The sequence below is a fragment of the Hyphomicrobium sp. GJ21 genome (assembly GCF_001006785.1).
In the GTDB taxonomy this organism is placed as follows: Bacteria; Pseudomonadota; Alphaproteobacteria; order Rhizobiales; family Hyphomicrobiaceae; genus Hyphomicrobium_B.
In genome coordinates this window covers 1449333-1475083 of record NZ_CDHO01000003.1, presented here as the reverse complement: position 1 = coordinate 1475083, position 25751 = coordinate 1449333, and the positions used below count along the sequence as shown (strand labels likewise).

Genomic DNA, 25751 nt, shown 5'->3' with positions numbered 1-25751 from the left:
CAGAGGAGATTGGCAACATGGCAAATGACATCCACGCCCTCAGCCAGCGCCTCTCGCAGCACGTCGAGGCCGTCTGCGCCCATTACCTTTCCAACGGCTCGAAAAACGGCCGCTACTGGATTGTGGGCGACGTGCTCAACACCCCCGGCCGGTCGATGTGGGTGCGGCTCACCGGACCCGCCTCAGGGGCGGGCGCGGCGGGCAAATGGACCGACGCGGCGACCGGCCAGCATGGCGACCTCATCGACCTCATCGCCCTGAACCGTAATCTTTCCGACTTCCGCGACATCCGCGATGAAGTTCTGACGTTTCTCTCCGAGCCCCGCCATCTCGCCGTCCGCAGCCTGGTGCCAGCGCCCCGCAACAGCCCTGAAGCGGCAAAGCGCCTGTTTGCTTCGGCAACGCCTATACGCGGCACGCTCGCTGAGGCCTACTTGCGCGCGCGCGGCATCACCGCGGTCGATTTCCCTTCGCTCCGCTTTCACCCGGCCTGCTTTTACCGCGGACCCGAGCATGGCGAGCTGCAACGCCTGCCTGCGCTGCTTGCAGCGATCACCAGCAACGATGGCGAGCATACGGGCCTCACCCGCATCTACCTGTCGAGCGATGGGCGTGGCAAAGCCCCTGTCAGTGAGCCCAAGCTCGCGATGGGTCACATCCTCGGCAACGGTGTCCGGTTCGGGGCCGTGGGCGATAGCCTCGTGATCGGCGAAGGGGTCGAGACCGTTCTCTCGATCAAGGGCCTTCTGCCCCACCTCGGCATGATCGCCGCGACAGCGGCCGCACATCTGGGAGCCTTCTCCCTGCCTCCCCGCCTCAAGCGCCTCTACATCGCCATGGAGGACAATCTCGCCGGTCGCGCCGCCGCCGAACGGCTCACCTTTGGCGCTTTGCACGCCGGCATCCGTGTCGGGTTCCTCCTCTCGCGCCTCGACGATTGGAACAGCGACCTTCAAGCCTTCGGCGCCACCGAAACACGCGCGGCCCTCCTGTCCCAGCTCTTGGACCCGGAGGATCTTCCGCCCACGGCGTAAGCGGGCGTGAGGTCGCGACCGGAAAGCGGAGGCACGGGCACCTCCGGGGGAGGGGCGGCGGGCCCCCCGGCCTTTCAGAGCGGCGAGAAAGCCACCAGCCGGACCTCAGGGGCGCAACGGCGGCCGGGACTATTTTCCGCCGGGCGCGTTCGCGCCCTTTGCATCGCGAAACAAAATAGTCCCGGCCCAAGGGCCGTCCTCCGCTCCGCTTCGGCCGCTCGCTCGCGCTCGCGGTGCACCCGGTCCGTCCGTCGGCTGAAGGCTCGCCGGAAAGGCCGGCGATGGGCGCCGGACTTCCCTTCACCAACGGAGGAAATTCCGATGACCTACGCTCACTCTCGATCCGGCTACCCCAGTACGACCGCCACCGGCCGCGTCGCCGACAATCTCGCCCTCTACGGCTACACGCCGGACAGCAACGAACCCGACCCGCGTCCCCTGCCGGACGACACCGAGCTCAAAGGTCTTGCTTCAACCCTCCTCTCGGCCCTTTCCGGACCACTCCTGGGAACCGGCCTCGAGCAAGAGACCGAAGACCTCGCCTGGTCGATGGTCGACATCTTCCACCGCAAGGTTGACCGCCTCCAAAAGCGCCTGGACGACGCCGAGCTTCGGATCAAGGAGGCGCAGGAGAAGAGCGACGGCTCGGAAATCGCTTCCGTCGAGCTCGAGCGCCAGGTTGCCTTTGGCGAAAGCCTTATCGGCCGGCGCGATGCCATCGAACACCTGCGCGATGCCCTCGCCGATGAGTTCCACACCCTCACCGGTTCGCCGTGGCGGCCCCGCTCGACCTCGATGGTCAACCGCCGCAAGGTCACGGCATCGGTCATCGAAGCCCGCGACTTCATCTCCGCCAAGCACCGTGCGGACACCGAGGTGATGCTGCCCAAGGGCCCTCGCATCGCCTTCACCGGCGGCCAAAACTGCAACGACCATGCCCAGATCTGGGCCGACCTCGACAAAGCCTTCAAGAACCATCCGGGCGCCATCCTCATCCACAGCGGCAATCCGCTGGGAGCGGACGCGATCGCGGCATCGTGGGCGGCACACCGGGGTGTCACGGCCATCGCCTTCAAGCCCCGCAAGAAGCACCCGAACGACAAGGCCGCCGTCTTCCGCCGCAACGACGAGATGCTGGAGGCGATGCCCATCGGCCTCGTGGTCTACCCGGGCAATGGCATCAACGACAACCTCGCGGACAAGGCGAAGAAGCTCGGCATTCCGCTTCTCGACCGCCGACCGGTCCAGCCGGAGGCCGCCCGCGCCTGAGGGGCGCTCCCATCAGCGGCGCTTCGGCGCCGCTTTTTTTTGCTCCCAGACGGGAAGGGAGAGGAAGGCATTGTGAGGCGAACCAAAGCCTTCCGGAGAAGGGGCCTTGGTTTCCCAACAATGAAAGCGACGCCCATGCTCACGATGATGGCGATTACCATGACGGAGGCCGACGCCCGCAGGCTCTGGGAAAAAACAAATGAAGACCCCGAGGCGGTTATACCCTTGGGGCAAGACCTCGCCGATTGGGTCGCTGAATTCGCCCAGACAACCCTTGAAAGCACCTGGCAGTTCGATGCAGGGGTATGCCCCGACGCCAAGTCGCTCGCATCGTCAGATACCCTCCTGCTGTTGACCGAGATCGGCGCCTGCGACGAACAACTCAAAGGCCACAACCTTTCCCGGGCGGCCCGGGTCGGCATTTCCAAACGGCGTGAAGCCCTCAAAGCCGAGCTGGTCGGACCGGCCGATGCCTTTGATGATGGCGAGAAGGCGCTGCGGGACATCCAGCAGGCCTACTTTGGCGCGAAGCGCGCGCAAGAGAGACCGAGGAGAGGGGCCCGCCGGGCGAAGGGAAAGGTGTGAGAGAGAGGCTCTCGCTCCAGCTTCCCGGAACCCAAGAACTGGAGAAACCATGGGCCGATCCAAATCCGCCGCCAAGTCCAAAATGCCACAAGTCACCCTGCACCACGTCACCAGCATTCCCCTCAACCAGCTGGTGCTCTCTGCCGCCAATGTCCGCAAGCTCTACGAGGAGAAGGCCATCGCCGACCTTGCCGAGGACATCGCCCGCCGCGGCCTCCTCCAAAGCCTGGTCTCGCGGCCGACCGAAGTGGATGCTGACGTCTACGAGGTGCACGCGGGCGGCCGCCGCCTGCGCGCGTTGCAACTTCTCCTCAAGCAAAAGCGCATCGCGGCCGATGCCCCCATCCCGTGCACCATTAAGGCGGATGGCATCGCCGAGGACGACAGCCTCAGCGAAAACGTCATGCGCGAGGCCCTGCACCCCCTGGACGAGTTCCGCGCCTTCAAGGCGATGCTGGACAAAGGCATGTCCGAAACCGACATCGCCGCCGCCCACCGCGTGACGCCGACCGTCGTCAAGCAACGGCTGCGCCTCGCCAATGCAAGCCCCGCGCTGTTGGAAGCTTATGCCGATGAGGAGCTGACGCTTGAGCAATTGATGGCCTACTGCGTCACCGAGGACCACGCCCGCCAGGACCAGGTCTTCGCCGCCCTTGCCGACAAGCCCGACTGGCAAAAGGATGCCCATGACATCCGTCGCCTGTTGACGGAGAAAATGGTCCACGCCCGCGACCGCCGCGTCCGCTTCATCGGGCTCGAGACCTACGAACAGGCCGGCGGCTTCGTCCAGCGCGACTTCTTCGACGAGGACAATGAAGGCTACCTTCAGGATGCCGAGCTTCTGAACCGCCTGGTGATGGACAAGCTCAACGCCGAACGTGACCGTTTGCTGGCCAAGGGTTGGAAGTGGGTTGAGGCAGCGGTGGACGTTCCTTACAGCGAGCTCTCCAAACACCGGCGCCTGGTAGAAGCCACGGCGGTGCTCTCAGATGAGGAGGAGGACCGCCTGGACGCCCTCCGCAACGAGCTCTTCGACCTCGAGGACATCGAGGAGCCGACGGAGGAGCAACAGGCGCGGGCCAACACCCTCGAAGCCGAAATCGATGCTTTGGAAAACCGCGAACCTGTCTATTCACCGGAGGACATGGCCAAGGGCGGCGCCTTCCTATCGATCGGCCATGACGGCTCCGTCGATATCGCCTACGGCTATCTCAAGCCCGAAGATGTCGCCCTGCAACCGCGTGAACCCGGCGCTGAGCCCCTCACAGGCGCCGAGCCCTCCGACGACGAAGAGACAAAGCTCAAGCCGTTGCCGGATTCGCTCCTCCAAGACCTGACGGCTTACCGCACGCAGGCTCTGCGCACCGCGCTTGGCCGCGATTTTACCGTCGCATTCATGGCCGCGCTGCATGCGCTGTGCATCGAGCACTTCTTCCACTTCGGTTCGAAGTCCTGCTTGCAGATCTCGGCGCGCGGCGGTTTCCATGCGAATGTCGAAGGCCTCGAAGCCTGGAAGCCCACCAAGGATTATGAGGCCCGCGACAGCGAACTGCGCGCCCTTCTGCCCGAGGACGCCGAGGACGTCTGGGCCGCGCTTTGGAAGCTCACCGACAACGACCGCGAAGCCCTGTTTGCCCAATGCGTCGCCGGCAGCCTCAACGCCGTCCGAGAGAAACACAACATGCGCACGGCCGAGATCGCCAACTCCAACGACATCGCCAACGCGCTTGGCTTCAACATGGTCGCGACGGGCTGGCAGGCGACGGGCAAGACTTACCTTGACCGCGTGTCGAAGGCCCACATCGTGGCCGCTGTAGGCGAAGCGAAGGGCGACGACACCACGCAGTACCTCAACGGCATGAAGAAGGAGGGGCTTGTCCGCGAGGCCGAACGACTTCTCGCGGGCAGCGGATGGCTCCCTGAGGTCCTGCGCAACGGCGAGGCAACGGCACCGAACGAAGCCCGGGAGCCCGACACCGAGCTTCCTGCCTTCCTCGCTCAAACAAGCGAGGCCGCCCTCTAGGGTCCCCGCACGAACGGCCGCTTCCTTGCCGGGAAGCGGCCATTTTTCATGTCATCGTGCCCTTTGCTTTGCCAATTGCCGACCATGCCGGCGGCGGAAGTCCTTGAGCGGCGAGGCGGCTTTTTCCTGCTGGCCCGACATCTCCTGCCGCACTTGCGCCAGCACCGCCTCAACCTGCAGGCTCCATGGCCCGTAACGGTCCTTCCATTCCTGATGGAAGAAATACAAAAAGCCATCGACGATGCGCCCCCGTTGCATGCGGTCCGCGTCGCGCTGCACCCGCAGCCGGTCGATGAGATCATTGACGAGGCCTACATCAACGCCGTCATGCCGCCACTCCTCATTCACGTAATAGCCGTTGGCCTCCTTAAGGTCCTCGAAAGCCTGACGCTCCTTGCGTTCGGCCTTGATGACATCGCCGGCCATCATCCTCAAATACGCCGAGATGGGCATGATCGTCGGCAAGGCAGAGGCAGCCTTTGGCGCTTCGAGTTCCTTGAGCGCCTCGGCATGGTGGCGTTTCAGCCGCTCAGACATGACGGGATCGCCATTGATCAAGCTCATGACCTGTTCCCGGCTCTTTGTTACCGCCCAGAACCGATCCTGCAGAAGCTTGCGCAACTTCTCCGCGGTGCGCGGGGCAATCCAATGCGCCATGCCGATGCGATTGCCATAGAGGGTCAGCCGCGCGCGCTTCTCGTCAAGCTCCCTCAAACTCTGAAGCAGGTCCATGTTCAGAACTTGCCCTTGTCAGCAAGCGACACCTTTGCCTTTTCGATGGGGGACAGCTGTTCAGGACTGATCAAACAAGTGCCGCAGGCGCCGTGGTGAACGTTTCCGCTCTTTCCGCCGCAGTGAATTTCACCGCAGCTGCTGCACGACCAGAACGAGAAGTTCCCCATGCGCGGCAAGTATCCGCAGCAAGGACATTTGAACCCTTCGGCCCGGTGCACCAGGTCGGGAAGTTCGCTGACCGGCTTCTCATCGTAGGTCCCCTCGATCATCTCGAAGGCATCCGTCCACCTGAGCACATTCCCGTCGAGCATTCCTTCGACGAGAAACGGCCTCTTCGTCTTAGAACAATGCGCGTGAAACAGAATCTGGCGGGGCAAGGCGGTCTCCATGGTTGTTGTCACGGAAAGCTTAGCGGCTTTTCCGCAAGCCCATCCTCGCCGATCAGATAGTTTTCGATGAATTCGCGGCAAGCTAATTGGTCGGTTCCAGCAAGACCGACAATGTGGAGGTATATTTGCCCGCTACCCTACGCAACATCTTGTCCCTCCATCGTTGCGACCATCGAAGACAGCGGACAACGAGCCGTTCTCCGCGCCCCGCAATCGAGGGCAGCACGCCGGGGACGCAGCCGTCTCTCACGGTTCGGATAGTGCGCGCAGGGATTTTTTCTAGCCGAACAATAAGTACAGCCTGCGGACCAACTCGGCCTGCGAATGGCAATCCAGGCGCCGCATCAGGGGGCCGAGGTGATAGCGGGCGCCGGCGTGGCTGATGCCCTGATCCCGGCTGAATTCCTTCAGCCCTTTGCCGTCGAGAAGGTATTTCGCAAGCTTTGCCTGGCCTTCGGTCGCCCGCAAGACCGTCATCAATTCCGCTTCGCCGATGTCGATTTCCTGTTTCATCCGCCGCAAGGTCACGGCGGCAATTTGCTTCGGCGGCCACTCAACGTCAGCCTCCGAGAACTGGCATATCAGTTCGCGTCCGAGGATCTCCCGGGTTTTCCCCCCATCGTTTGGGGAATGGAAAAAGTTGCGCAATGCCGCGCGGAAGATGCTGTTGTCCCGTTTCGAGCGAAACATAAGCTGTTTTTCCGGGCTCTCGTAAATCAGCTCCGGCAGCGCGTTCATGAGAACCGCCGCCTTTTCGTTGTGGTGAAGAATCTGGCCTCGGCGGTCAACCAGCACAACGGCGTCCTTGCGTTCGGCCTGGGTGCTTTTCTTCACCTGCCGCACACGCGCCTCAAGGATCTTCTGTGTATGCAGGAGCGCCTTGTCGAGCGGCTCTTTCGCCGACCACTGCCCAAGGGCCTCGCTCACTTCCGAGCTCGTTTCGCCAGTGGCGTAAAGCCCCGCCGGACAATCGGCCAGTTCGAGCCCGACGATGGGAATAGTCCACGTCATCGCTCGCCTCGCCGTGGTCCCGGGCGGGCTCGTTGGATGATGGCTAAGGAACCGCTCGAGTTCGGCGCGTTTTGGCCCGCTGCCGATGATGAAGGACACCGCTGGACTGTGGTTGACAACGAACCGGACGCTCACCGCCCCGAGGAAATGGCAGTTCGAAATGGCGCTGGCGAGATAGTCAGCCCATCCTTCACGCAAGTCCGGCTCGGCGAGAGCCTGGATAACGGACTCAATAAGCATTCGAATATAAGCACCTACACCCCACAATGCCCAAAGGTCGCACATCTCTCGCGCGATGCAAATAATCCCACCCTCATCACGTGCGTTTCCCGCCCGCTGTCACTCATCGACCGCAGTCGGAATATCCGCCCACATCACCGTGAACCGGCTCGGAAAATTCGAATTCATGCCCTGCCGCAAGCTAATCACGCCCGCGATATTCGGTCGCCTAATTGATCAGCTAGGCCGCAAGCACGAGCGTTTTCACGCCCAGGCCTTGAAACCTCACGATGATCGGCGCCGCAAACAGCCGACGCTGCGCTAGCGGGTCGATGAGAAATCTGGCTTTCGCCACCTTCAACCGTGCCGCTTAACGTTCGCAGACGGAGGGGCGGCAATGCTCGACATGACTTTCGACGATCACGAAGGCCGTGAGCTGTTGTGGTCGATTCAATTCCAAGAGGCCATTCCGCACTACGCAGCCGCATTGAAAGCGCTGTCGCCCAACGACCCGCACCACCATGTGAAATCCGCGATCATTCACACGAGGCTTGCCCTCCTCAGCCACCTTACGGGGGATTACGTGGCGCGCCTTGCTCACGCCAATAACGCCGTGCGAACCGATAACCTCAACACGCCCTACGAGGATTATTTTGCGGCACTCTCCTTCGACCTCGCGGACACCCACGACGCCACGCGATACCGGTCCAGACGACGGCTGGAACACCTCATGGCCTTTCTCAAGGACAATCCCCAGCTCCTGACTTCTCTGCGCTCCGAACTCGCCCATGCCATAACATGCATCGACGAACCATTCGCCGACGAAACCGCCTCGTCCGCTCTTGAGCTTCACCGCAAGGCCATGATGTTCCGGTCATCAGGCATTCAAGCGCGCCTCGAACTCATCAAACTCAGTCACCTCTTCAACCCCGACCAATGGCAGAAAACGCTCCGCCAATACCTCACCCTTCATCACGAAGACCCTTCGCACCGCGGCGTCATCTATAATCTCGCCAACCTCTCCCTCACATGCCTCAGCAAGATTACGCAGCTCCGAATCCCTCCGGCCAACGCCGGAAGGCTCATCGGGCCGTTGGTCGACCTCTCGGTGGCTGCCCACAAGCACTATTTCCGCGACGGCCGCCTCGACATCCAACGGCTCAAGACCCAGGCGAAAGCCACCTTCCTTCGAGAGTTATGCGCCGCGGAGCCCGGCGACCGCCACAACCTTCATTTACGGCAAGCGGCGCTGAGCCCTCTCATCGACCGAGTGCGGGCCACCCTCCACCACGAGGCGGCAGACCATCTCGCGGAAGTCGCCAAGTGGATGGACCTTGAAGCGGAGTATGGCTACGGCGGGCCCGCCATAGCCATCGCGGCGGTTCCCGAACTCACCGATGCAGGTGAAACCCTTCTGCGATGCTTCGACGACGGGAGAACCACCGCTGTCTGGAGAGCATCCTTTCGGGAAGAGGACGTCCCTTATCTCGCAGGTTTCAGGACCCCTCTCGCAGACTTCCGTGTTGATCGAGCCCTTGATCGATATGAACTCGCCCTCGACCGGCTCGGCGCAAACGACAACGAGGACCTTGTTGAACGCGCCCTGCTGCACCAAAAGATCGCTATCGCTTATACTCTCGCCGGCGACCCCGATCTTGCCTCCAGATCATCCAGCATCGCGCGGCACCTGCTGGATTCCTACCGACTTTCTGGCGAACCATCGCCCCGACTGGCGCTGGCAGAAGCATTCGAACGTCACATCGGGCAGTCGAACCCTTGCGTCGACGAAATCGTCACTCTTGCCCAGGGCCTCGCTGACGTGGATGGTCGCCTCGAGGCCCTCCACCTCGTTCTTGTTGCAGCAGAAGCCAACAATGCACCCCCGCCCAAGCTGCCGTTCAAGTCCATACCTCTCGACGGCATAAGCCCATCCGACCTGGTGTTCCTGGACGCCAAGCGTCTTTACCTCGAAGCCCAAGCAGACCGTCAATTCCGAGTCGCCTCGGCCCCGGCCCTGCACGCGGTACTCACAGACCGAACAAACCTGGCCGCACTCGCCCTGCTTGGCGAGACCTTTTGGCAACGTTACCTCCGGGATCACCACGGCTTTTCGCCCGAGGCCGGTCACGAAACCGCACACATCCGCGACGATTACCTCATCATCGCAGCGGTATGTTTCCGTGACGTGCTCGCTCAGCAAGTCATCGGCGACATCGAACTCAAATACGCAAATGTCCTTGCTTCCCATGCCCACGCATGGCGAACCATACGGCCCACTCAAGCCTTGGCGATCAGTGACTCCGCAGAGAGGCTCCTGCTGAGAACCGCCCGGACCCAACCCGACAAAAGTGGCGGTTGGCATCGCCTATCGCTGTACTATTCCTACAAAAGCAAGTTCGCGGATTCGGCGTTCGCGCCCTTTCAGTCGCGGCCATCCGACCGCTACGACGTCACCCAGCCACTTGATTACATTCTGCCACTTGCCTTGGCCCACAGCCTTCCGCTTCCAGATCATCGCCCGCACAAGTTCGTGGATGCCACCTATCCTCTGCAATTTGACAGAGGCCAGTACCCACTCGTCGACAAGATTTTGGACCTCATGGGCCAGACAGGGAATTTGGCCTCGACGCTCAACCTTCCAACCTAGGGACAAGACTTTCGCCCTGTCCCCAGCCGCGCTTGTCTAAAGCTCCCACACACTCGCCAGCTGGCCCGCCATTTCGCGGGTGCGCTTCTTGATGACAGCCGGTGTCCAATCATCATAGCTGCGGATGCTTTCGCCGTTTCGAAAAAGCGCTGCCGGGATACCCGGAACAGCACACGCTTCTTTTCCTCGAACGGCTTGTTGCCCGCAACCTCGTTGTGGCGGCGGTTGAGCGCACCAGGTTGCCCTGGAGATTGGCGCATTCCCGCGACGCCGACGGGTCGAATGTCTTGGACCACGGCCCGCCACGCCCCGGCTTTTTGGGCAGGACATGCTCACACGTTGCCTCATCCAGCTTCGGGTGCGGGTTGTTCTCCGACATCGCCAGTTCGATCCGCTGCAGAAGCCCACGCCGTTGGTGCGCGGCGTCAAAAGGGCGCTCCAGAAGTTCGCGGATGCGGCGCCGGTCCTCCGGGATGATGTAAAGCGGGCCGCCCGATCCGGCGCTCCGCCACGGCTGCGCAGCTTAACCATTGGCAATCATCAGCATACGGTGTAAATGCCGACCCAATGACCACCACCGCGCCAAACCCGCTTCTCTCCGATGACCCGGATATCTGGCTGATGGGAATGTTGGACTGGTGGCGCGAGGCCGAGCTTGAAGTCCTCTACAGCCTCTCCCTTGCGGAAGGCCCAGCGGAACCCGTCCCGCAAAAGATTCACCGCCGAAATCATACAACAATCATCCGCAACCTCACGCGCACGTCCTCCAGATTGGAGCTTCTTTCGGCGTGGGTCGAAACCAAACACGGCCGAAGCGACCTTCTGTTGGACCTCATCTCACGCATCACCAAGGTGCAGGGACACTGGCGCAAACTGCTTACTCTCTCTGAAGCGATGACGGTCGTTCCCGATGAACCGCCGTCAGGCCGCGTGCCAGCCCACGCCGGAGAGGTTGGATTGTGGATCGCGAAGCTCAGTCAATGGGCGAGGCCCGAAGCCGACATCATCGCCGATCTCACCCAGGCCATCACAAGGCGGCAACCCCGTAGCGAGGAAGCCCTCGACCACATCCAATGGACCGTCGAAGATGATATCGAAAGAATCGAGCTGGTCCTGAAACGCGCGGCGGATTGGGACCTATCGATTGATGACAGGACCCGCCTGCTCACTTCTTCGAATGCGGCCCGCCAAGAGCTGACAAAGCTCAGTGCCCTTGCGGACCAGGCCCGGTCGTTCTCCATTGAACTCGAAGCGGCGGCGAAGCTCGCGTCCTACGCGAAGTTCAAAGGGCAGAAGCTCAACTAATTCCCCGAACCTATCGAAACTGATTGATCACCTGCATTTCCGCCGTGGTGTCGCGCTGGTTCACGTCGGGATGCCAGCGCTTGAGGACATCCCTGAAGGTCTCGCCCTCGCGGAACACGTGATGGCGCTTGACCTCCCATTCCAAAAGCTGGCCGGACATGACGAGGGAGGGAGCTCGCGTCTTGATCAGCGTCAGGATGATGCGCACCGAGCGGGGGATTTTCCTTTCCCCTTGAATCCAGCGCCAGGCCTCGAGGTATTTCACGCCGCAAACTTTTGCGAGAACCGTCGGCTTGAGCCCCATGTCTTCGAGGGCGGCGCGAAGTTCAAAACACATCATCGGCTTCATGGATAGGAGTCTACTGCGAAGTGACACGCGATGTCACATATCCTGAGGAAATATCCATCAGCACAGTGAACATTTCCCGAGGAAATATGCCTGCCGCGTCACATCCGCTGTGTATCTTCGAAAAAATGGCTGAATACCGCCATTTCTGGCGACTACTTGCGACATTCAATGTGACGTGCGTTGCGACAACGGCCTTCGCATAATACTCATTATGGAATATCCGAAGTCGAGTTTGCATCAAGATCGCGTTGCCAAAAGCCCGTCTGGTTGGCTACTGACCTAGAGGGATTCCACGTGCGGCCTTAGCACGTCAACCGTCTCAATCAGTCCCGCAGCTTCCATTACGAGCAAGAGCTCCGCCGGCGTCATTTCCGGTTTCTTGAAGCGTTCGCGCATACGCCGAATGGCTGCAACAGCGCGAGCTTCGTCGAGTGCGATAGTATCCGCAATGAAAGCGTCGGCCGATTTCGCCTCCATGTTCAGGTCGGAAAGAATTGCCGCCGGAAAGTCCTTAAGGTTTTCCGTTACGATCATTGCGGCTTCCGTCTTGGCCGCCGCAGCAACAACGTGGTGATCGTTGGGATCGGGCAGACCCGCCGCAACCGGCAAGAAGTTATCAAAATCTGTAACCATGGCGTCTTCGAAGGCAGCTTCCATGCTGGCGCGCGCCCGCTCTGCGCGCGCCGCGGCGTCGGCGAAGCCCTTGCCGGTCAAAATTTCCTCGATAGCTGTTTCGGACTCATCCAGGACGGGGCTCGACCAGCGGAGACGAAAAAATTCCGCCTCCGCCAAGGAGAGAAGCAGATTCCTTTTGAGCGCGCTTGCAAGCGAGCACGCATCGACGAATGCGGTGAAGCGGTTTGCAAACAAGCTTACAGGTGCTCCGCGTCCTGCTCAGCGAGATTCGCAAGCGCTTTGCCCCGCTTTTCATCACGCGTGCGCTTATAGGCGAATAGATCCTCTGCCCTAATCCTGCGATGACGCCCCACTGTCACGTGCTGAATTTCGTCCTTCTCGAGCAGCGAGACCAGAAACGGACGCGAGACATTCAGGATGTCGGCAGCTTGCTGCGTAGTCAACATCTCATGCACAGGCACAAGCGTCACCGCATCGCCGCGACCGATATGCCGCAGCAATTCCATCAAGAGACTCGACAGGGCCGGCGACAAGGTTATCTCAGCAGCCTGCTGTGCATCGTCGAGCACTCGCAGTTTGGCATCTCCCGTCGCATGCGAAGCGAGTATCTGACGAAGCTGGTTGGCTGCCGCCTTCTCGCTCGCGGAAGGCAGGCGAGTACCTCCCAGCTCTTCAGCGTAGGCTGGCATCGTCATCGTATTTTCTCCCCTATACGGCCTTTTGTATAGGCTATATTCGAAATAAACGCAACAAGTGAAATAAACGAAACGCCCCTAAAGTTCCTGGCCAGCTGCTGGGCCTCCCTCCCTTTGTCCCAAGCTGATTGGGAACTTTTGGCGTTGCCGCGCCTCATGGACTGGTCGGCTAGGAATAAATTCCAAAATCTATGTTATGCGAATAATATCAATATCTTACCAGAAGACTGGACGAAGATAAAATCCGCAAGGGTGTCGTACCCTTGCGGCTAAATTCCTTTAAACGGCTGGGCAATAACGCGTCGAGCTCTGTCTCGCGCCCCGCCAGGAGCGACGAAGTCGGTGCAATGGCTTCAGCCTGAGTATTCACCTTGGAGGCCGCAAAAGTGCTCGAGTTGGGTTCGGCTCGTTCTCGGTGTGAATCGGCGCCGAACCTTGACCCCGCGTATTGCCTCACCTGAGAATGTTACTTTCGCTTGACGGATATAGTTCCGACTGTCGGCCGGTCCGAGGTTGCGTCATTGCTCGCAGGATCGGAGGGACTGGGGGCGTCGCGGAGTGCCCATCACACGCAGCGCCGCCCCCAGTCCCGGGATCACCAATGGCGGCCGGTGCCGTACCCCCCGCCATGCGAGGGACGATCACCTCGGCTGCATTTCGTCTGAGCGATCGCAACAAGCGCTGCACGATGGTGTGCTGCGGCGGCCCAAACTTTTCGGGGGAATGTTCGGCGAGGCGACCGAGGATTGCCAGCGCGGTCAGACGAGGCTCGGCCGCCAGCCAGCGCTCGATGTCAGCGCGGTGCGGATCGAGAATCGATGGCATTCTGACACGCTTTTTATATGGCTTGTGCATGCGCCGATGGATGATGCGCTGCTCCCCCAGATGCACATCATTGCCAAGCCTCTTCGCGAACGCTGCTGCGTTCGTTGTCGGTGCCGGTAGGCTGGCTACTGCCGCGAGCTTACTCGCGCGGGCGCCGACGCGCGTGCCAGGCTCCGCCTGAGCGTCCCTCATCTCAGCCAGCAGAGCCACAGGATCGAGCGTGCGATAAATCTCTCGAAGACGCCGCTTGACGGCCCTGCTCAATTTCGGGTGCGCTAGTGCGCGCTCATAGGGCGTGGCCGGAACATGATAACGCTTGATCACTTTTGCGCCTTCGCGTCGCTTGTACTTTAGCTTAAAGGACGGCTGGAAGAAGTTGGTGTGCAGCCGAGATGCAGCATACAAACGTTCCAGCACACGCGTCGTCTCGCCGCCATCGAAGCGACCGTATCCCACAAGCCGTCGGACGACCGCGCCGTTCTTCTGCTCGACGAAAGCTTGATCATTCTTCTTATAGGCGCGCGAACGCGTCACCTCGATTTTTTGCGCGCGACACCAGGGCACGACGACATCGTTCATGAACGCGCTGTCATCCTTGATAGGAGCGCCATAGGTCGGGCTTCGCTGCCGCCGGGCCTCCGGCGAAATTCCGACATGACTGGCCAGCGCCCGAACCGCATGCTTGCGATGCCAGCCCGTCACCGCGCAAAGTTCGTCGAGAATGCGCCCCTTATCCATCCGCCCCGCTGATCGATAGCGGTCCACCACCGCCGCCGTGATCTCGCGCCGCGTACCCATGCTGATTCCATCCTGCCATCGGCGATACCGATCCGATTCGGTATCGCCGCCCCACTCCTGACGATCAGTTCTCCGGTAACATTATTGATGAGGCAATGCGCCCCGCTGATATGAAGTAAATCAGGACGTTACAGCGCAGATCGGCGTCCAGACCCCGCGCCGATTTACAATCTCTACGACGCATGGCGCCTGCTGCACGTCGACGGGCTGGATTGGAAACAGGTCAAGCTCGCTACGCTCGCGATCGGGGCGGCCACGCGGGACCTGAACTGGCGGACGGCCTCGCTGGATGGATATAGCTACGACACCAACGAGCTCCGCGGAAAATTGCTGACCGTCGTGAAAAGCGACATGTTCGACAAGGACGGCAGCCCGGAAGCCTGGTGCGAGCGCGTGCTGGCCGAATGCCAAGAACGACTGGCACCCTTGTTCGAACATGATAGCGGCGAGAACCTCGGCGACCCGCTCAGCTTGGGTGCCCAGAGTTGTGCAACGTATTCAGGGGCCCTAAAGGTGAGGCAACCTGGACGCCTGAAGAGGCAGGCGCCCTATCAGTGACGGCTGGGGGAGACCCCCAGCCACCCTGATGGGCCTCCATAATGGCTGCGACCTGGCTGTAAGTCGAAACCAGATACGGAACGAGATAGGTCAGGCCCATCTGTACCAGAACCGATGAGCTCAAAGTCTGTGTGAGAAATACGTCATAGTGGTTGATAAGGTTGAGAACCGTTCCCACCACCAGCGAAACGAAGATTGCCCGCCTGACAGTCGGGCGCCTTCGCGAATGAGTTAGAGCCATTTTAATTGCCGTATCCCCCGTTTATTGCCCGCCGGTCGATGGTTGGCAAACCCTCGCCACAAAACCCATCGATCAGCCAATTGACCTTGCCGCCTGAAACGATAACTTCATGTTCCCGGAGAATTCGCCAAGCCGAATTCCAACCGCATTCCGGACGGCACCTTGACGGCCTGCGCACACCCCTAACAAGACTGGATCCGACAAGCCCTAGGAGGGGCGTTCGAGGCGGCGCCGGACGTTCATTTCCTGTTCGAGCCGCCAGGAACCCTCCTGATCTAGGATGTAGCCTCCCCAGTGAAACCTATCATCGGCGATATCCGTGAAGGACCAACGGAGCGGCGTGCCGTTCGCGGCGAAGCCATCGAGCTGGATACCGTAGTCGACGGCCTTGGCGGTCAGAGTGACCAAAACGCCCGAGGTCGCTCCGCACCATATCACTGCCCAGGTGTCGGCATCTGGATTGTAGCGTCGCAAGGTCGTGCCAATACCGCGCTCGCCTGGTCGTGCGCTGCCTGCTCGTGGGTAGGTCAAAACGTCTTGGATTACTCTGCCGTCGAGCACCCAGCCAAATGACCAGACGCCGGGCCCATCGATCGACACCGAGCCGTCCGAGTCGATAAACCTGACGTCCGCATCCCAGACCCCTACGAATTGGCCAAACAACAACGCGCCCGCGCCGAAGTCAGGGTGAGGAGTGGAGGACTGCAGCAGCTCGGCCAAAGGCCATCGTGTTGTGCCATTACCATCTAACATTGTGAAAGCCTTCGCTGTGAGCCACATTCTGAGGCGCCTGGGTCTATTTTCGATTTCGACATCAGTCAAAAAGGGCGACGCATCTTACTTCGATGCTTTGCCTTTCTGGCGCATCAGCCGGGGTGTTGGAATCGCTGAACCCTGAGTGAAAGCTGAATGTGCAGGGAGCGTTACCATCGACCCCATAGGAATCAGCGTGCCGACCATTTGATTGAGCAAGCCCTCCCGCAGAATCCCATGTTTTGATCAATATTACCTCGTCCCGCGTCATAAGCGGATAATACCACCACTCATGGTGCTGCCCGAACTTCGCGAAATAGTTTTCACCGATGCGATCATGATAGTGGATTTCGAAAACTACCAGATCATTGGGCTCAACGTTCTGCCCATCGCATAGCGCTAAGGGGTCGCTCATTACGGGCGAGAGACCAATGCTGCGCCACACGTTGATAAGGGCAAACCGCTTGCCCTCATCCAAAGTACGAGACACGATTTCGGGCGTGAGCAGCGATTCACCCTGACCAAGCACGGCCCGCAGCGTGTCGTTGACGCCTGGCGGGCTGGCCAGATCACGTAGGCGCTGTGGTGCACTCGTGAGGGTGTAATCGCCATGCACGACGTGGATCGGTTTCTGTACCTGTTGGCCACCGGCGATGCGCTTCGCGCCGCCCATGTTTTCGGCTAAGCGGACGTTGTGATCGAACGCAAAGACCTGCGCTGCATTCGTGGCCTGCCTTACGATCTCGGCACACTCAGGGTAGTACTCCCGAACGACCTGCCGGTTATCAAAAAACTGGAGTTCAGGTCGCTGCAGAGGCCGATGAAGCAGTTCGAAACCGCGTACATTGAACTGTCGCCAGGATTGATCGAGGTTGCGCTGCCGCGCGTCATTGATCACAACGTCCCGATGTTCCATCACCGCCCCGTGATGCGCGCCGTCGTTGCCGTCACGGTCACGGCGAGCGAAGACCTTGCCGTTGCGATAGAGCGAAGACTCTACGGATTTCGCGAGGTAGGTGAGTCGTCCATGGGTAGGTGACTCGAGCATTGACATTATCCGGTTATCGAAGGATTGACATTGTCCGGTCATCGAAGGAATGCGATGAACAGAACGGACGGACACCGTCTATTCGGGCTTCCGGATCGCCGACAAGGATCGGATCTTGCTCCGAGCCTTGCCGGCGCCGAGGCCGTGCACGCTAGTTATCCTGCGCGATAGCGCGGTCTAAGCGACTGCCGCGCCCTCCTTCTCAACCCGCATGATGTAGTCCTCTACCTTCTCGTTCAAGTAAGGAATTCCATGGTTGTGTCCGCTGAAGACCTCCGTCCCCTTCAACACAGCCGTCCTGCGCTTAAACATACTCGCCGTTAACTCGCCTCGGATCATTTTCCCGACGTTCGTATACTGCCACTCGCTCACGGTCTTCGCGTGAGGCCGTTCAGATAGTTTCTTGAACCATGCCGCGATTTTGGGGAATCCTTGCCAGACACGGTCCGGAATGATCTTGCCGGCCTCATGCGACACGAACTCATGGAAAGCGGCCAAATCCGCATAGCTGACCTCATCCCCGCAAACATATTCGCGGTCCCTCAGCCAGTAATTCTCTAGCGTCCCCATGGCTTCGTACAAAAGGGTGCGCCCTTTGTTTTGCTCCGCGGTGAATTTTGGACTGTACGGCTTCTCCCCATAGATCAAACAGCCGAAGATGTTCCAGTGGAACGCCCCACCTCCAAGGCGGAGAGTATAGGCGTACCATTGTAGAAACTGGTTGATCTGCGCCCTCTCTTGCGTGCCGCGTCCGAACCAGTTGCCGGCGCCGTCGAACTTCTCGTTCACGTAGCGCGCGATGGCTACGCTCTCCCAAACGGTGAACTCACCATCAACGAGAATCGGAACCTGCCCCGTCGGGTTGTACTTATCCCTGAACTCTTGCCTCTCGTTGATGTCCGTGGTGATGTCCACGACTTCTTCCTCGAAGGGAACGTCAATCTCATACATGAATTGATGTACTGAGCGGCATGGCTGGGAGCACGGATGATAAAGAAGGCGCAAGGTCTTACCCGTATGTATGTTCGTTGGATTCGGACTCACGTTATCCTCCCTTACTGTGGTTTGCTAACCGCATCAGGCCGCTCGCTTATTGGCTTGTCGCGCGCGATCCAGATGTCGGCGGGCTAGTTCTATACAAGGCTATGCATCTCTGTCAAGCTCTATGTGACGGAATTGCGTAGCTATTAGCAGCGAAAGCGAGAACAGATAGCGCACGGTTGTCATTCACGAGAACAGGAGGCCCTTTTGTGCAACTGCGGGGACGACCACAAGCGCTTATTGCGCGCGTTTCGAATGACGAGGGCCACCGCCGCGACGAATGCCCTGGCGGAAACAAGGGCTTTGGACGTGGCTGGCGTCGGCGATTAACCAGCATATCGAAGGGGATGGGGCGCGGGGAGGAAGGCGTAACGGGAGGCTCTCGGCGTCGGCTCTTGACCGACTCCGGTGACATCAGTCGGGCGGCTGCACACCCGGCGCCTGAGCCCGATCCGAGTGGTGGCGGGCTGTGCCCACCCCTCATCTTCCCGACATAAACCTTTTGACGTTGCGGCCGAAGGCGCTTTACTCATCGGACCCACCGAGTCCCTCCAGCGTTTCGGAGTCACGATATATCAAACTTACGCAGCGTTGCGCTATTCTGATGGATAGCCTAACTACAAGGGTCTCGACGGGCTGTCGGCGTCGGGGGCTTACCCGTCCCAGGAGAGGGGCCTTGCGAGGAAGAAACGGATGACCAAAGAAAGATCACGCGCAGCGAAGCGTAGCGAAGAGGAGCTGTTAGACATTAAACAGGCAGCGAGCCTGCTCAACGTAAGCGAGGCATCACTTCGGCGGTGGACCGATTCGGGAAAACTGCCCTGCTATCGCGTCGGGGATCAGCGGGCGCGGCGGTTTCGGCGTGAAGATCTTGTCGCCTTCGTCAGCGTGTCTCAGGAGACGGCCAGCCCGGCCCAGGGCGCGGATCGACCGGACTCTGTAAAGAACGCGGCGAAAACTCAAGTCGCCGGAATGGACATAGCATACCACGATCATATTTGCGCGATCTATGGACGGCCTGCCGGCCGTCTTAAACTTTCTGTCCCGTTGTTAAGAGAGGGCCTAAAGGCCGGGGACATATGCTTTCTTAATGCCACCCAACCTGGCAAGGCTCACATTCTAAAGGTCTTGCGCGAGGTTTACCCCGACGTGCACAAAGCCATTAAAGATGGTCAGTTAATTTTCCCCGCACTTAAAAGAAATAAAGCGGAAATGCTCGATCAACTGGAAGAGATGTTTCTTAAGGCCACATATTCCGGTGAACAAAAGCTGCGGCTTGTTGGTGATATGGAGTGGGCGCTGTCCGTCGACTGGAGCGAACAGGAAGTATATGAATACGAGCTAGAATATAATAACACTCTTGGCCATCGCTTCCCGATAATAAGTCTCTGTCAGTACGATGTTAGAGTTTTTTCGAGTAAGGGAATACTTGATGCGCTCAAGAGTCATGAAGATACCTACAAGTATCCACTGAGAGATTGTTGTATTTAGTTCAAGCCTTGGAGGATCCCAGCCAAGCATCGGTAGGCTGGTAAGTGTCCGGTGACGACCGCTTTTTACCATCACAATCTGTGATAGCTACGATTTGCCTTAGCATTACAGTTGCCTACTTGCTTTGAAATGCGCCCGCTGAGCGGCGGCCTGGTGGGCTCTGCGCCAGAGCGACCATGCGATGATGTGTGCGGGCTGGATGCGCTTTCGAGCGAGTCTGGTGGCGATGCGGCGGACTTCCTGGATTGACCAACGGATCAATGACGGGGTGGTGAGGCCTTTGCTTTTGTCTTGGTTCGGCGTTGCTTTTTTTTTGGCACAACCGGATTAGCGCGATGGCGGATCACCGCCATCATGGCGAAGGCGAGCATCACCAGGGACACGTGACGGTGCCAGCCATGCCAGGATCTGCTCTCGTTGTGATCGAGTCCGAACTCGTTCTTCGCGGTTTCGAAACTGTCCTCGATCGCCCACCGATGGCCTTCGACCGCCACCAGCGTTTCGATGGATGTTCCCGCTGGACACCAAGTGGTGAAGAAGGCGAGATCGCCATCGGCGATATGGCGACGGATCAGTAGACCTCGCGTCCAAAGACCGTGATTTGTGTCGTTTGATTCTTCGACTTCTAGATCGGCCAACTCGAGATAGCACCAATCATGCAGCCGCGGTCCTTTGGTTCCGGCCCCTGTCGACAGGCTTTTCCAGTCGGACGAGCGGAGCGTCCGGGCGATGTCCGCGGCCGCACCGGCAACCGATCGCCGCTTGCCCCAGGATTGAAATACATGAGCACTGCTGACCCCGAGCACATAGCCTTTGCCTGCTTTGCGTAGTTGCTGTTCGATATCGCCAACGCCGTAGACGGTATCGCCGGCGACCCACTTGAATGGGACGGACGCGGCTATGGCGCGTGCAATCATTCTCGTCGCAAGCCTTGGTTTGGTCGCAAAGCCGGCATCGGCGGGCACGTATGCGGCTTTGAGGCGAGTTGGATCGTCGGTCCATTCCTTCGGAAGATACAGCGCGCGATCGATGAACGCATGACCGTGGCGCGATACGTAGGCAGCGAAGACGCCAATCTGGCAGTTCGTGATCTTGCCCGCGGAACCAGTATATTGCCGCGCCACTCCGCACGACGCCTTGCCCTGCTTGAGAAAGCCGGTCTCGTCGATCACGAGGACCGCATCGTGATCCGCCAAATGCTCGATGACATAATCGCGGACGATATCGCGCAGGCCATCCGCATCCCAATCCCTGCGCCCCAGGATCGCTTGTTGCCGCCAAGGGCCAGGATCGCCAGCTGCCTCCGCGCGCATCCAGCCGGTTTTGCGTTGCTCATCTCCGAGAAGGCCTTCCAGGAACAAGCCTGCATTCCTCGCAACGCGATCTTGATTGAACAACGGACGTATCCGTTTCTTGATCTCACGAAGCGACGCCGCCCACAGCGCAAGCGTCTCTTCAATCGACGCTGTCTGCGCCCACGATCTTCGAATCATGGTTGCCCATGGATTCAGAAATCTCCATAAAAGGCAACTGTAGTGTTAGAGTCTGTCCGGACACTTCAGGCCGGATTGCAGAGTTTTCTGAGCATGAGACGGATTGAGGCGAGGCGCAAGAACGCCAACGCCTTTCGGTTGAGGCACTCCCAGTCCTTGGCAAGGCGGCGGCAGCGGTTGAGCCACGCAATGGTGCGCTCGACGATCCAGCGTTTGGGCAAGACCACAAAGCTGCTGACCTGATCGGAACGTTTGACGATTTCGATCTCGATATGCGGTCGAACTTTCGCGAGCGCATTGGCAAATTTCGGTCCTTTATACCCGCTATCTACGAACAGCTTCTTCAAAAACGGAAACATCTCGAACAGTGTGGCCATCACGAGAACGCCTCCATCGCGATCCTGAATGTCGGCCGGATGAACGACGGCGTGGAGCAGAAGACCTACCGTGTCGACGAGAATGTGCCGCTTCTTGCCCTTGATCTTCTTGCCCGCATCGTACCCGTGCGGATCAATGCACGCCCCCCTTTTTCTGCGCTTTTCACGCTCTGGCTGTCGATGATGGCCGCGGTCGGACTGGCTTTCCGCTGCGCTCGTTCGCGACACTGCTCATAAAGCGCGTGGTGGATTCGCTCCAATGTGCCGTCATAGGTCCACAGATCGAAGTAGCCGTGGACCTATGACGGCAAGCGCCTCAACCCGCGCAAGGCGGATCTGCAAGCCTGGCGAGAACGGTTTGCCGGCGAACTCCGGCTTCGCGGGATCGCGGCGGAGGCAACGCCGCGGCGTACCCGCGGGCGGGTTCGAAAGGCCGATCGCGGCGCGGTGCTCGCTTTACGCAAGCGAAAAATCACGCCCGATGTCGATCGGCTCGCTCGTAAGGAGGTGATTTCGGAGGTTAGGGGCGGCAGTACTGCCAAACATCCTTGGGACGAGCAGACCAAGTCACGTCAGGACGCGATCCGGCGGCGATATCTCGACTATGCTGCTGAGCTGCAGCGCTCCGGCGTGGCAGCGGATCACGAGTTAGCTCGCCAAGTTCGGCAATTCGTCAACGACATGCCTGCCGTCGAAACCCGCCGTCATGCGCTGAAGAATGAGCTTTCGGAGCTTGCCAGCAGCCGGCGTCGCGGGGCAGAGCAGGCGGGCCACGTTGACCGGCGCGATTACAAACGAGACGGTGAACGAACAAGATAATTGGATCCGAGGATGATCTGGGCTCCATCAGCTAGCGAAACGAAGATTCCCGCGAAGTGCCGCTGCGAAGTCCGAATATCACCGATGCGCAGCGGGAGGCGAAACGTCCAGGTTGCATCCGTCGAAGTGACCGCCGTCGCTGAATTCGGTACAAGGTTGTGGGCTGTGGATCAGCATCAGGTCAATGTGATCCATGCCAAGCGTCTTCAGCGATCCGTCGATGCGACCCCAAGCCTCCGCATAGGACTTGGATTCGGCGGCGAGCTTGGTGGTGAGATGAGGTTGGAGCGCGGAAGACCGCTTGCCCGCATGCCTTCGCCGAAAGACGCGCATCAACGAAAAGCCGTGGGGTTTCGAGAATTGGTGGCGGCGGGACATGCTGATTGCGCTCGGCAAAGACGTGTGACGCACGTCCCGATCGATGTGAGCTGAAGGCTTCGAACAATCAGGTGCGGCAGCGAGCCGCTATACGCCGAGCGCTTTTTCCAGCGCGGCTACGAGCGCCTCACGTTTTTCCTTGGAGAGCTTGTCGAGATTGAGCTGGCGCCATTTGACGGCCGGAAGATTGGGCACCCCGGGCAGCCCTAGCAGATCCCACTCCGGCATGCCCTGTTCGAAGCTGACCAGAAATTTCCGGTGCGCGTCCGGCATGTCGCCCACGATAGCCTTGATCATCACCTCGCGCGTCTCTTCCAGTTCGGCGAGGGGGACGGGCACTTCGGTCATCCCGACGAAGCCGTGTTCGTAGTCGTCCTTCATGTCCCGGCGCGGTGGATCGAGGACTTCCGCCATCGGTCGGTGATGGCTGAGCATGTACACGACGAAGGCCTTTCGCAGATCGTCGGTGATGCCCTCGTTGGCGAGCAAAGCGCGCACGTCGAAAAAGTCGCGCGGATGCTGCCGGTCGAGCGCCGCGACCAGCTTTCCGGCATAGAGGTCGGCGTGCGAGACGACTTGGATTTCAGCGAAGCCGAATTCGTCCTCGACGGTCGCGGTCACGGATTGCGTTTTCGCGGAATAGACGCAGCCGCGAAGGACCGGCGTCACCTCGATCTTGACGGTCGCGGCGCCGAGCTGGACGAACAGCTTGTTGACGCGGCGTTCGGCCGAGCCTTCCGTGACCTGGCACCCGGCGATTTGCGCCTTGATGCGGCCGGCGATGCGCCTGAGCGCGGCTTCGATCTCCTTGAGCGATTGGTCGCGCGGCTGCACCGGCAGATAGGTGAGGTCGATATCGACGGACAGGCGGGGCAGGTCGCGGACGAAGAGATTGATCGCGGTCCCGCCCTTGAGCGCAAAGCAGTCTTCCTGCGCGACCAGCGGGACGACGCGGATTAGCAGAGTGACCTGTCTGCGATACTGGTCGCTAAACGGCATCGAGCCCTTTCGGCACGGTGATTTGATAGGTGCGGTCGAACACGCCACCTTTGACCAGCATGCGCTTGCCGCTTCCGAGATCGACGTGATCCTTGTTTATCTTGTTTTTCCAGGCATGCGAATGGCGATCGGCAAAGAAGAAGAACAGCCGCTTGGCCTTCACGCTTTGGCACGCCTTCAGCAATGTCTGCATGCGCCTGGGGCTTAGAGTCGAGAGGCTCTCGACCAGCTTGTCCACGGCCTCGAAGCTCTCGTGATCGGGAAGCTCGTCGAGCACTTCGAGGAGCGCCCGCTCCGGCGAAGAGATCACCAGCGGCCAGCGCCATTGCCCCCATGACTGGATGACGAAGCCCTTTTCGGCCGCTTCCTTCTCGGCCGCGACGTTTGCGCGGTTGAGATCGCCTTGGGGCGGCAGGCTCGCTTCCGGCGAGAAGAACCTGGTGCTGTTGTGGAAGACGAAGTGGACGGAGAGGGGAAGCTTCGAGAGCCAACCGGGTGGCGCGGATGGTCCGTAGAGGTGCACCTGTTGCGTGACGCGAGGCAGGTAATGCTCGTAGCCTTGAAGCGCCAGCGCCGTTCGCCCGCCGACGGCCAGCGGCGTGCGGTAAAGAAGTGTCTGAAGGGATATGACGGCCTGCTCCCAGCTCAAGGCGCCGCGCGGCTTCCGGTACACACGGCCGGCCGGCCGTTCGAGATAGCCGGCCGCGACATACTTGCTGACCAAACTGGTGGAGTAGCCGTGCTTGCTCAGCCAAGCCGCGTCAACGAGCAGCCCCTCCGGGAGATCCCGGCGGAGGTGGTTTAGCTTTCCTAGTAATTGCGTCGCCATACTACGTAAAATAGCGAGTTTTCAAACCAAGCGCGAGTTTAAGTTTTAGGCGATTTACGTAGCTATGATACGTGAAATTAATATTCCGTAAACCGGCCCAGCGGCCCCAGTACCGTGTGATTTCGTAGTGCTCCACGGGCCTGAAGGCCTAACCGCAGCCATGTCAGCGCGCGCACTGCTTGTGCGAATTCCGGCCGGCCGCTTTGGAAATCGCGCTAAGGGAGGGCAACTAGCTCGGCGAGTTTGGTGGCGACGTCCGCCATCGACTCTTCTGCAGTGTCGAGACCGGTCCGAGAGGCAAGCATAGGGCTGATGTTCCTGAGAGCTTCATACGTCGTCTGGTGGACAACGGGAACGATGCGCGCACCGGCGAGCAGTACCGAAAGCTCCTTGTCGGCGATGCTCTCTTTTGGGAGGCGTTGCAGCAACGCAGGGGTCACCAATACGATCCCAATCCGCGAGTTCGCCAGGCCCTTGTCGATGGCGCGCATCAATGGAACGCCAAGGCCAACGTCCTTTTCGCTGAACCATACTTTGACGCCTCGTGCCTCAAGCAGATCGTGCAATTGTTTGGCTGCGCCCTGCCGGTCGTCCCACGCATGGCAAAGAAACATATCTCGAAGGTCAAGGGTCGCTTGCTTCTCAACGGCCTCGCGGACTGGAGTGAGCTCGCGCACCTCGGTCGGCGTGTACAGCACGGATGAGCCGGGTCGCGACCATCTGGCCCTTACGCGACTGCCAGACCCACCGCCGCTGCTTCGGCCGCCCGAGCTGCTTCCTGACGAAGAGTACGACGGGGACGAGTAGTAAGATGGGGGCGAGTACGAGCTGTAGCTGTGGCCACCGTAGCGGCGCCCCCAACTTCCCCGGCATGCCGGGCAGTTCGCCGCAGCGCTGGCTGAGCGATGGCCTTCTACTGGTGCTGTGCATCTAGCCACGCTGCGTCTCCTACTTGCCTTTGACAATCTGCGACAGCGATGCGCCGCCCATGCGTTCACGCAGCATGTCGAGGCGCATGTCGCTGCGGACGCTGGGCGCGAAGTCGGGCCCGTAGGTCTTGCGCAGAGTGCCCACGAGGGTGTCGCCACGCTTCTGGCGAATCTCGCCATCCTGGTCGCGGCAGCGATCATCCAGGCCGCTATTGCAGTGCTTAGTCATCGAAACTGATCCTTTCTATCCCCGACACTGAGTCGACGATTCCGTA

At 60.0% G+C, this 25751-nt stretch carries 24 protein-coding genes and 1 pseudogene; 8 read left to right on the top strand and 17 right to left on the bottom strand.

All coding sequences use genetic code 11. The annotated features are described in order from the left end of the window. Window positions 1-17 precede the first annotated feature (17 nt). The 4 genes from HYPGJ_RS15380 (at window position 18) to HYPGJ_RS15365 (ending at window position 4911) form a co-directional block, all read left to right on the top strand. A complete protein-coding gene (locus HYPGJ_RS15380; RefSeq protein WP_028866883.1) occupies window positions 18-1034 on the top strand; it encodes a toprim domain-containing protein in 1017 nt (338 codons plus the stop codon). Window positions 1035-1355: 321 nt separating this feature from the next. Continuing rightward, entirely contained in the window at window positions 1356-2303 is a 948-nt protein-coding gene (locus tag HYPGJ_RS15375) for an SLOG family protein (protein WP_046847905.1), read from the top strand. Between the two features lie 135 nt (window positions 2304-2438). Beyond that, window positions 2439-2888, top strand: a complete 450-nt coding sequence (locus HYPGJ_RS19150) for a hypothetical protein (RefSeq protein WP_210166505.1) — start codon at window positions 2439-2441, stop codon at window positions 2886-2888. 49 nt (window positions 2889-2937) lie between these two features. Continuing rightward, window positions 2938-4911, top strand: a complete 1974-nt coding sequence (locus HYPGJ_RS15365) for a ParB/RepB/Spo0J family partition protein (RefSeq protein ID WP_046847903.1) — start codon at window positions 2938-2940, stop codon at window positions 4909-4911. A 51-nt stretch (window positions 4912-4962) separates the two neighbouring features. On the opposite strand, the gene HYPGJ_RS15360 is transcribed toward HYPGJ_RS15365, so the two are convergent. From HYPGJ_RS15360 to HYPGJ_RS15350, 3 genes are all read right to left on the bottom strand, one after another. Next, on the bottom strand, window positions 4963-5643 hold the full coding sequence (locus tag HYPGJ_RS15360; protein ID WP_046847902.1) for a hypothetical protein: 681 nt from the start codon (window positions 5641-5643) through the stop codon (window positions 4963-4965). Between the two features lie 2 nt (window positions 5644-5645). Next, window positions 5646-6035: a hypothetical protein gene (locus tag HYPGJ_RS15355; protein ID WP_046847901.1), complete on the bottom strand. Its 390-nt coding sequence runs from the start codon at window positions 6033-6035 to the stop codon at window positions 5646-5648. Window positions 6036-6314: 279 nt separating this feature from the next. Beyond that, complete coding sequence (locus HYPGJ_RS15350) at window positions 6315-7286, bottom strand: helix-turn-helix transcriptional regulator (RefSeq protein WP_046847900.1); 972 nt, start codon at window positions 7284-7286, stop codon at window positions 6315-6317. A gap of 376 nt (window positions 7287-7662) precedes the next feature. Here HYPGJ_RS15350 and HYPGJ_RS15345 point away from each other — a divergent pair, with 376 nt between their 5' ends. Further along, window positions 7663-9912 (top strand): hypothetical protein, encoded by a 2250-nt coding sequence (locus tag HYPGJ_RS15345; RefSeq protein ID WP_046847899.1) that lies wholly within the window; start codon window positions 7663-7665, stop codon window positions 9910-9912. A 567-nt stretch (window positions 9913-10479) separates the two neighbouring features. Further along, window positions 10480-11217, top strand: coding sequence for a hypothetical protein (locus tag HYPGJ_RS15335; protein ID WP_046847897.1), 738 nt, complete (start codon window positions 10480-10482; stop codon window positions 11215-11217). 10 nt (window positions 11218-11227) lie between these two features. On the opposite strand, the gene HYPGJ_RS15330 is transcribed toward HYPGJ_RS15335, so the two are convergent. The 8 genes from HYPGJ_RS15330 to dcmA form a co-directional block, all read right to left on the bottom strand. Further along, on the bottom strand, window positions 11228-11566 hold the full coding sequence (locus tag HYPGJ_RS15330) for a hypothetical protein (protein ID WP_046847896.1): 339 nt from the start codon (window positions 11564-11566) through the stop codon (window positions 11228-11230). Window positions 11567-11845: 279 nt separating this feature from the next. After that, window positions 11846-12436 carry a PIN domain-containing protein gene (locus HYPGJ_RS15325; RefSeq protein ID WP_046847895.1) on the bottom strand — a complete coding sequence of 197 codons (591 nt, stop codon included), beginning with the start codon at window positions 12434-12436 and terminating at the stop codon, window positions 11846-11848. Between the two features lie 2 nt (window positions 12437-12438). Further along, window positions 12439-12897, bottom strand: a complete 459-nt coding sequence (locus HYPGJ_RS15320; protein ID WP_046847894.1) for a helix-turn-helix domain-containing protein — start codon at window positions 12895-12897, stop codon at window positions 12439-12441. Window positions 12898-13350: 453 nt separating this feature from the next. Beyond that, window positions 13351-14520 (bottom strand): hypothetical protein, encoded by a 1170-nt coding sequence (locus HYPGJ_RS15315; RefSeq protein ID WP_015822499.1) that lies wholly within the window; start codon window positions 14518-14520, stop codon window positions 13351-13353. A gap of 466 nt (window positions 14521-14986) precedes the next feature. Next, a complete protein-coding gene (gene nrtS / locus HYPGJ_RS19365; protein WP_173390158.1) occupies window positions 14987-15319 on the bottom strand; it encodes a nitrate/nitrite transporter NrtS in 333 nt (110 codons plus the stop codon). A 207-nt stretch (window positions 15320-15526) separates the two neighbouring features. Next, on the bottom strand, window positions 15527-16072 hold the full coding sequence (locus tag HYPGJ_RS15305) for a hypothetical protein (RefSeq protein ID WP_244466186.1): 546 nt from the start codon (window positions 16070-16072) through the stop codon (window positions 15527-15529). A gap of 61 nt (window positions 16073-16133) precedes the next feature. Continuing rightward, window positions 16134-17120 (bottom strand): CmcJ/NvfI family oxidoreductase, encoded by a 987-nt coding sequence (locus HYPGJ_RS15300; protein WP_013214748.1) that lies wholly within the window; start codon window positions 17118-17120, stop codon window positions 16134-16136. A gap of 177 nt (window positions 17121-17297) precedes the next feature. Next, complete coding sequence (dcmA, locus tag HYPGJ_RS15295; protein WP_046847890.1) at window positions 17298-18164, bottom strand: dichloromethane dehalogenase; 867 nt, start codon at window positions 18162-18164, stop codon at window positions 17298-17300. 690 nt (window positions 18165-18854) lie between these two features. On the opposite strand from dcmA, the gene dcmR reads away from it, so the two are divergent. Further along, window positions 18855-19652: a transcriptional repressor DcmR gene (gene dcmR / locus HYPGJ_RS15290; protein WP_013214746.1), complete on the top strand. Its 798-nt coding sequence runs from the start codon at window positions 18855-18857 to the stop codon at window positions 19650-19652. A gap of 257 nt (window positions 19653-19909) precedes the next feature. Here the strand turns inward: dcmR and HYPGJ_RS15285 are convergent, their stop codons facing one another. After that, window positions 19910-21145: an IS701-like element IS1357 family transposase gene (locus HYPGJ_RS15285; protein WP_013214745.1), complete on the bottom strand. Its 1236-nt coding sequence runs from the start codon at window positions 21143-21145 to the stop codon at window positions 19910-19912. Window positions 21146-21210: 65 nt separating this feature from the next. Beyond that, a pseudogene (locus HYPGJ_RS15280) lies at window positions 21211-21827 on the bottom strand (IS5-like element IS1355 family transposase); the annotation flags it as partial. A 142-nt stretch (window positions 21828-21969) separates the two neighbouring features. Here HYPGJ_RS15280 and HYPGJ_RS15275 point away from each other — a divergent pair. Further along, the gene (locus HYPGJ_RS15275) at window positions 21970-22341 is read left to right on the top strand and encodes a hypothetical protein (RefSeq protein WP_083984148.1); all 372 of its coding nucleotides are present in this window, start codon (window positions 21970-21972) and stop codon (window positions 22339-22341) included. Between the two features lie 465 nt (window positions 22342-22806). Here HYPGJ_RS15275 and HYPGJ_RS15265 read toward each other — a convergent pair whose 3' ends face one another. The 4 genes from HYPGJ_RS15265 to HYPGJ_RS15250 all read right to left on the bottom strand — a co-directional run bounded on the left by HYPGJ_RS15265 (window position 22807) and on the right by HYPGJ_RS15250 (window position 25705). Then, window positions 22807-23718 carry a nucleotidyl transferase AbiEii/AbiGii toxin family protein gene (locus tag HYPGJ_RS15265; protein WP_046847888.1) on the bottom strand — a complete coding sequence of 304 codons (912 nt, stop codon included), beginning with the start codon at window positions 23716-23718 and terminating at the stop codon, window positions 22807-22809. Next, on the bottom strand, window positions 23708-24547 hold the full coding sequence (locus HYPGJ_RS15260; RefSeq protein WP_046847887.1) for a type IV toxin-antitoxin system AbiEi family antitoxin domain-containing protein: 840 nt from the start codon (window positions 24545-24547) through the stop codon (window positions 23708-23710). Before HYPGJ_RS15260 ends, HYPGJ_RS15265 begins: the two co-directional genes overlap by 11 nt. 215 nt (window positions 24548-24762) lie before the next feature. Continuing rightward, entirely contained in the window at window positions 24763-25485 is a 723-nt protein-coding gene (locus HYPGJ_RS15255) for a toll/interleukin-1 receptor domain-containing protein (protein WP_046847886.1), read from the bottom strand. A 10-nt stretch (window positions 25486-25495) separates the two neighbouring features. Further along, the gene (locus HYPGJ_RS15250; RefSeq protein WP_046847885.1) at window positions 25496-25705 is read right to left on the bottom strand and encodes a hypothetical protein; all 210 of its coding nucleotides are present in this window, start codon (window positions 25703-25705) and stop codon (window positions 25496-25498) included. Between the last annotated feature and the right edge of the window lie 46 nt (window positions 25706-25751).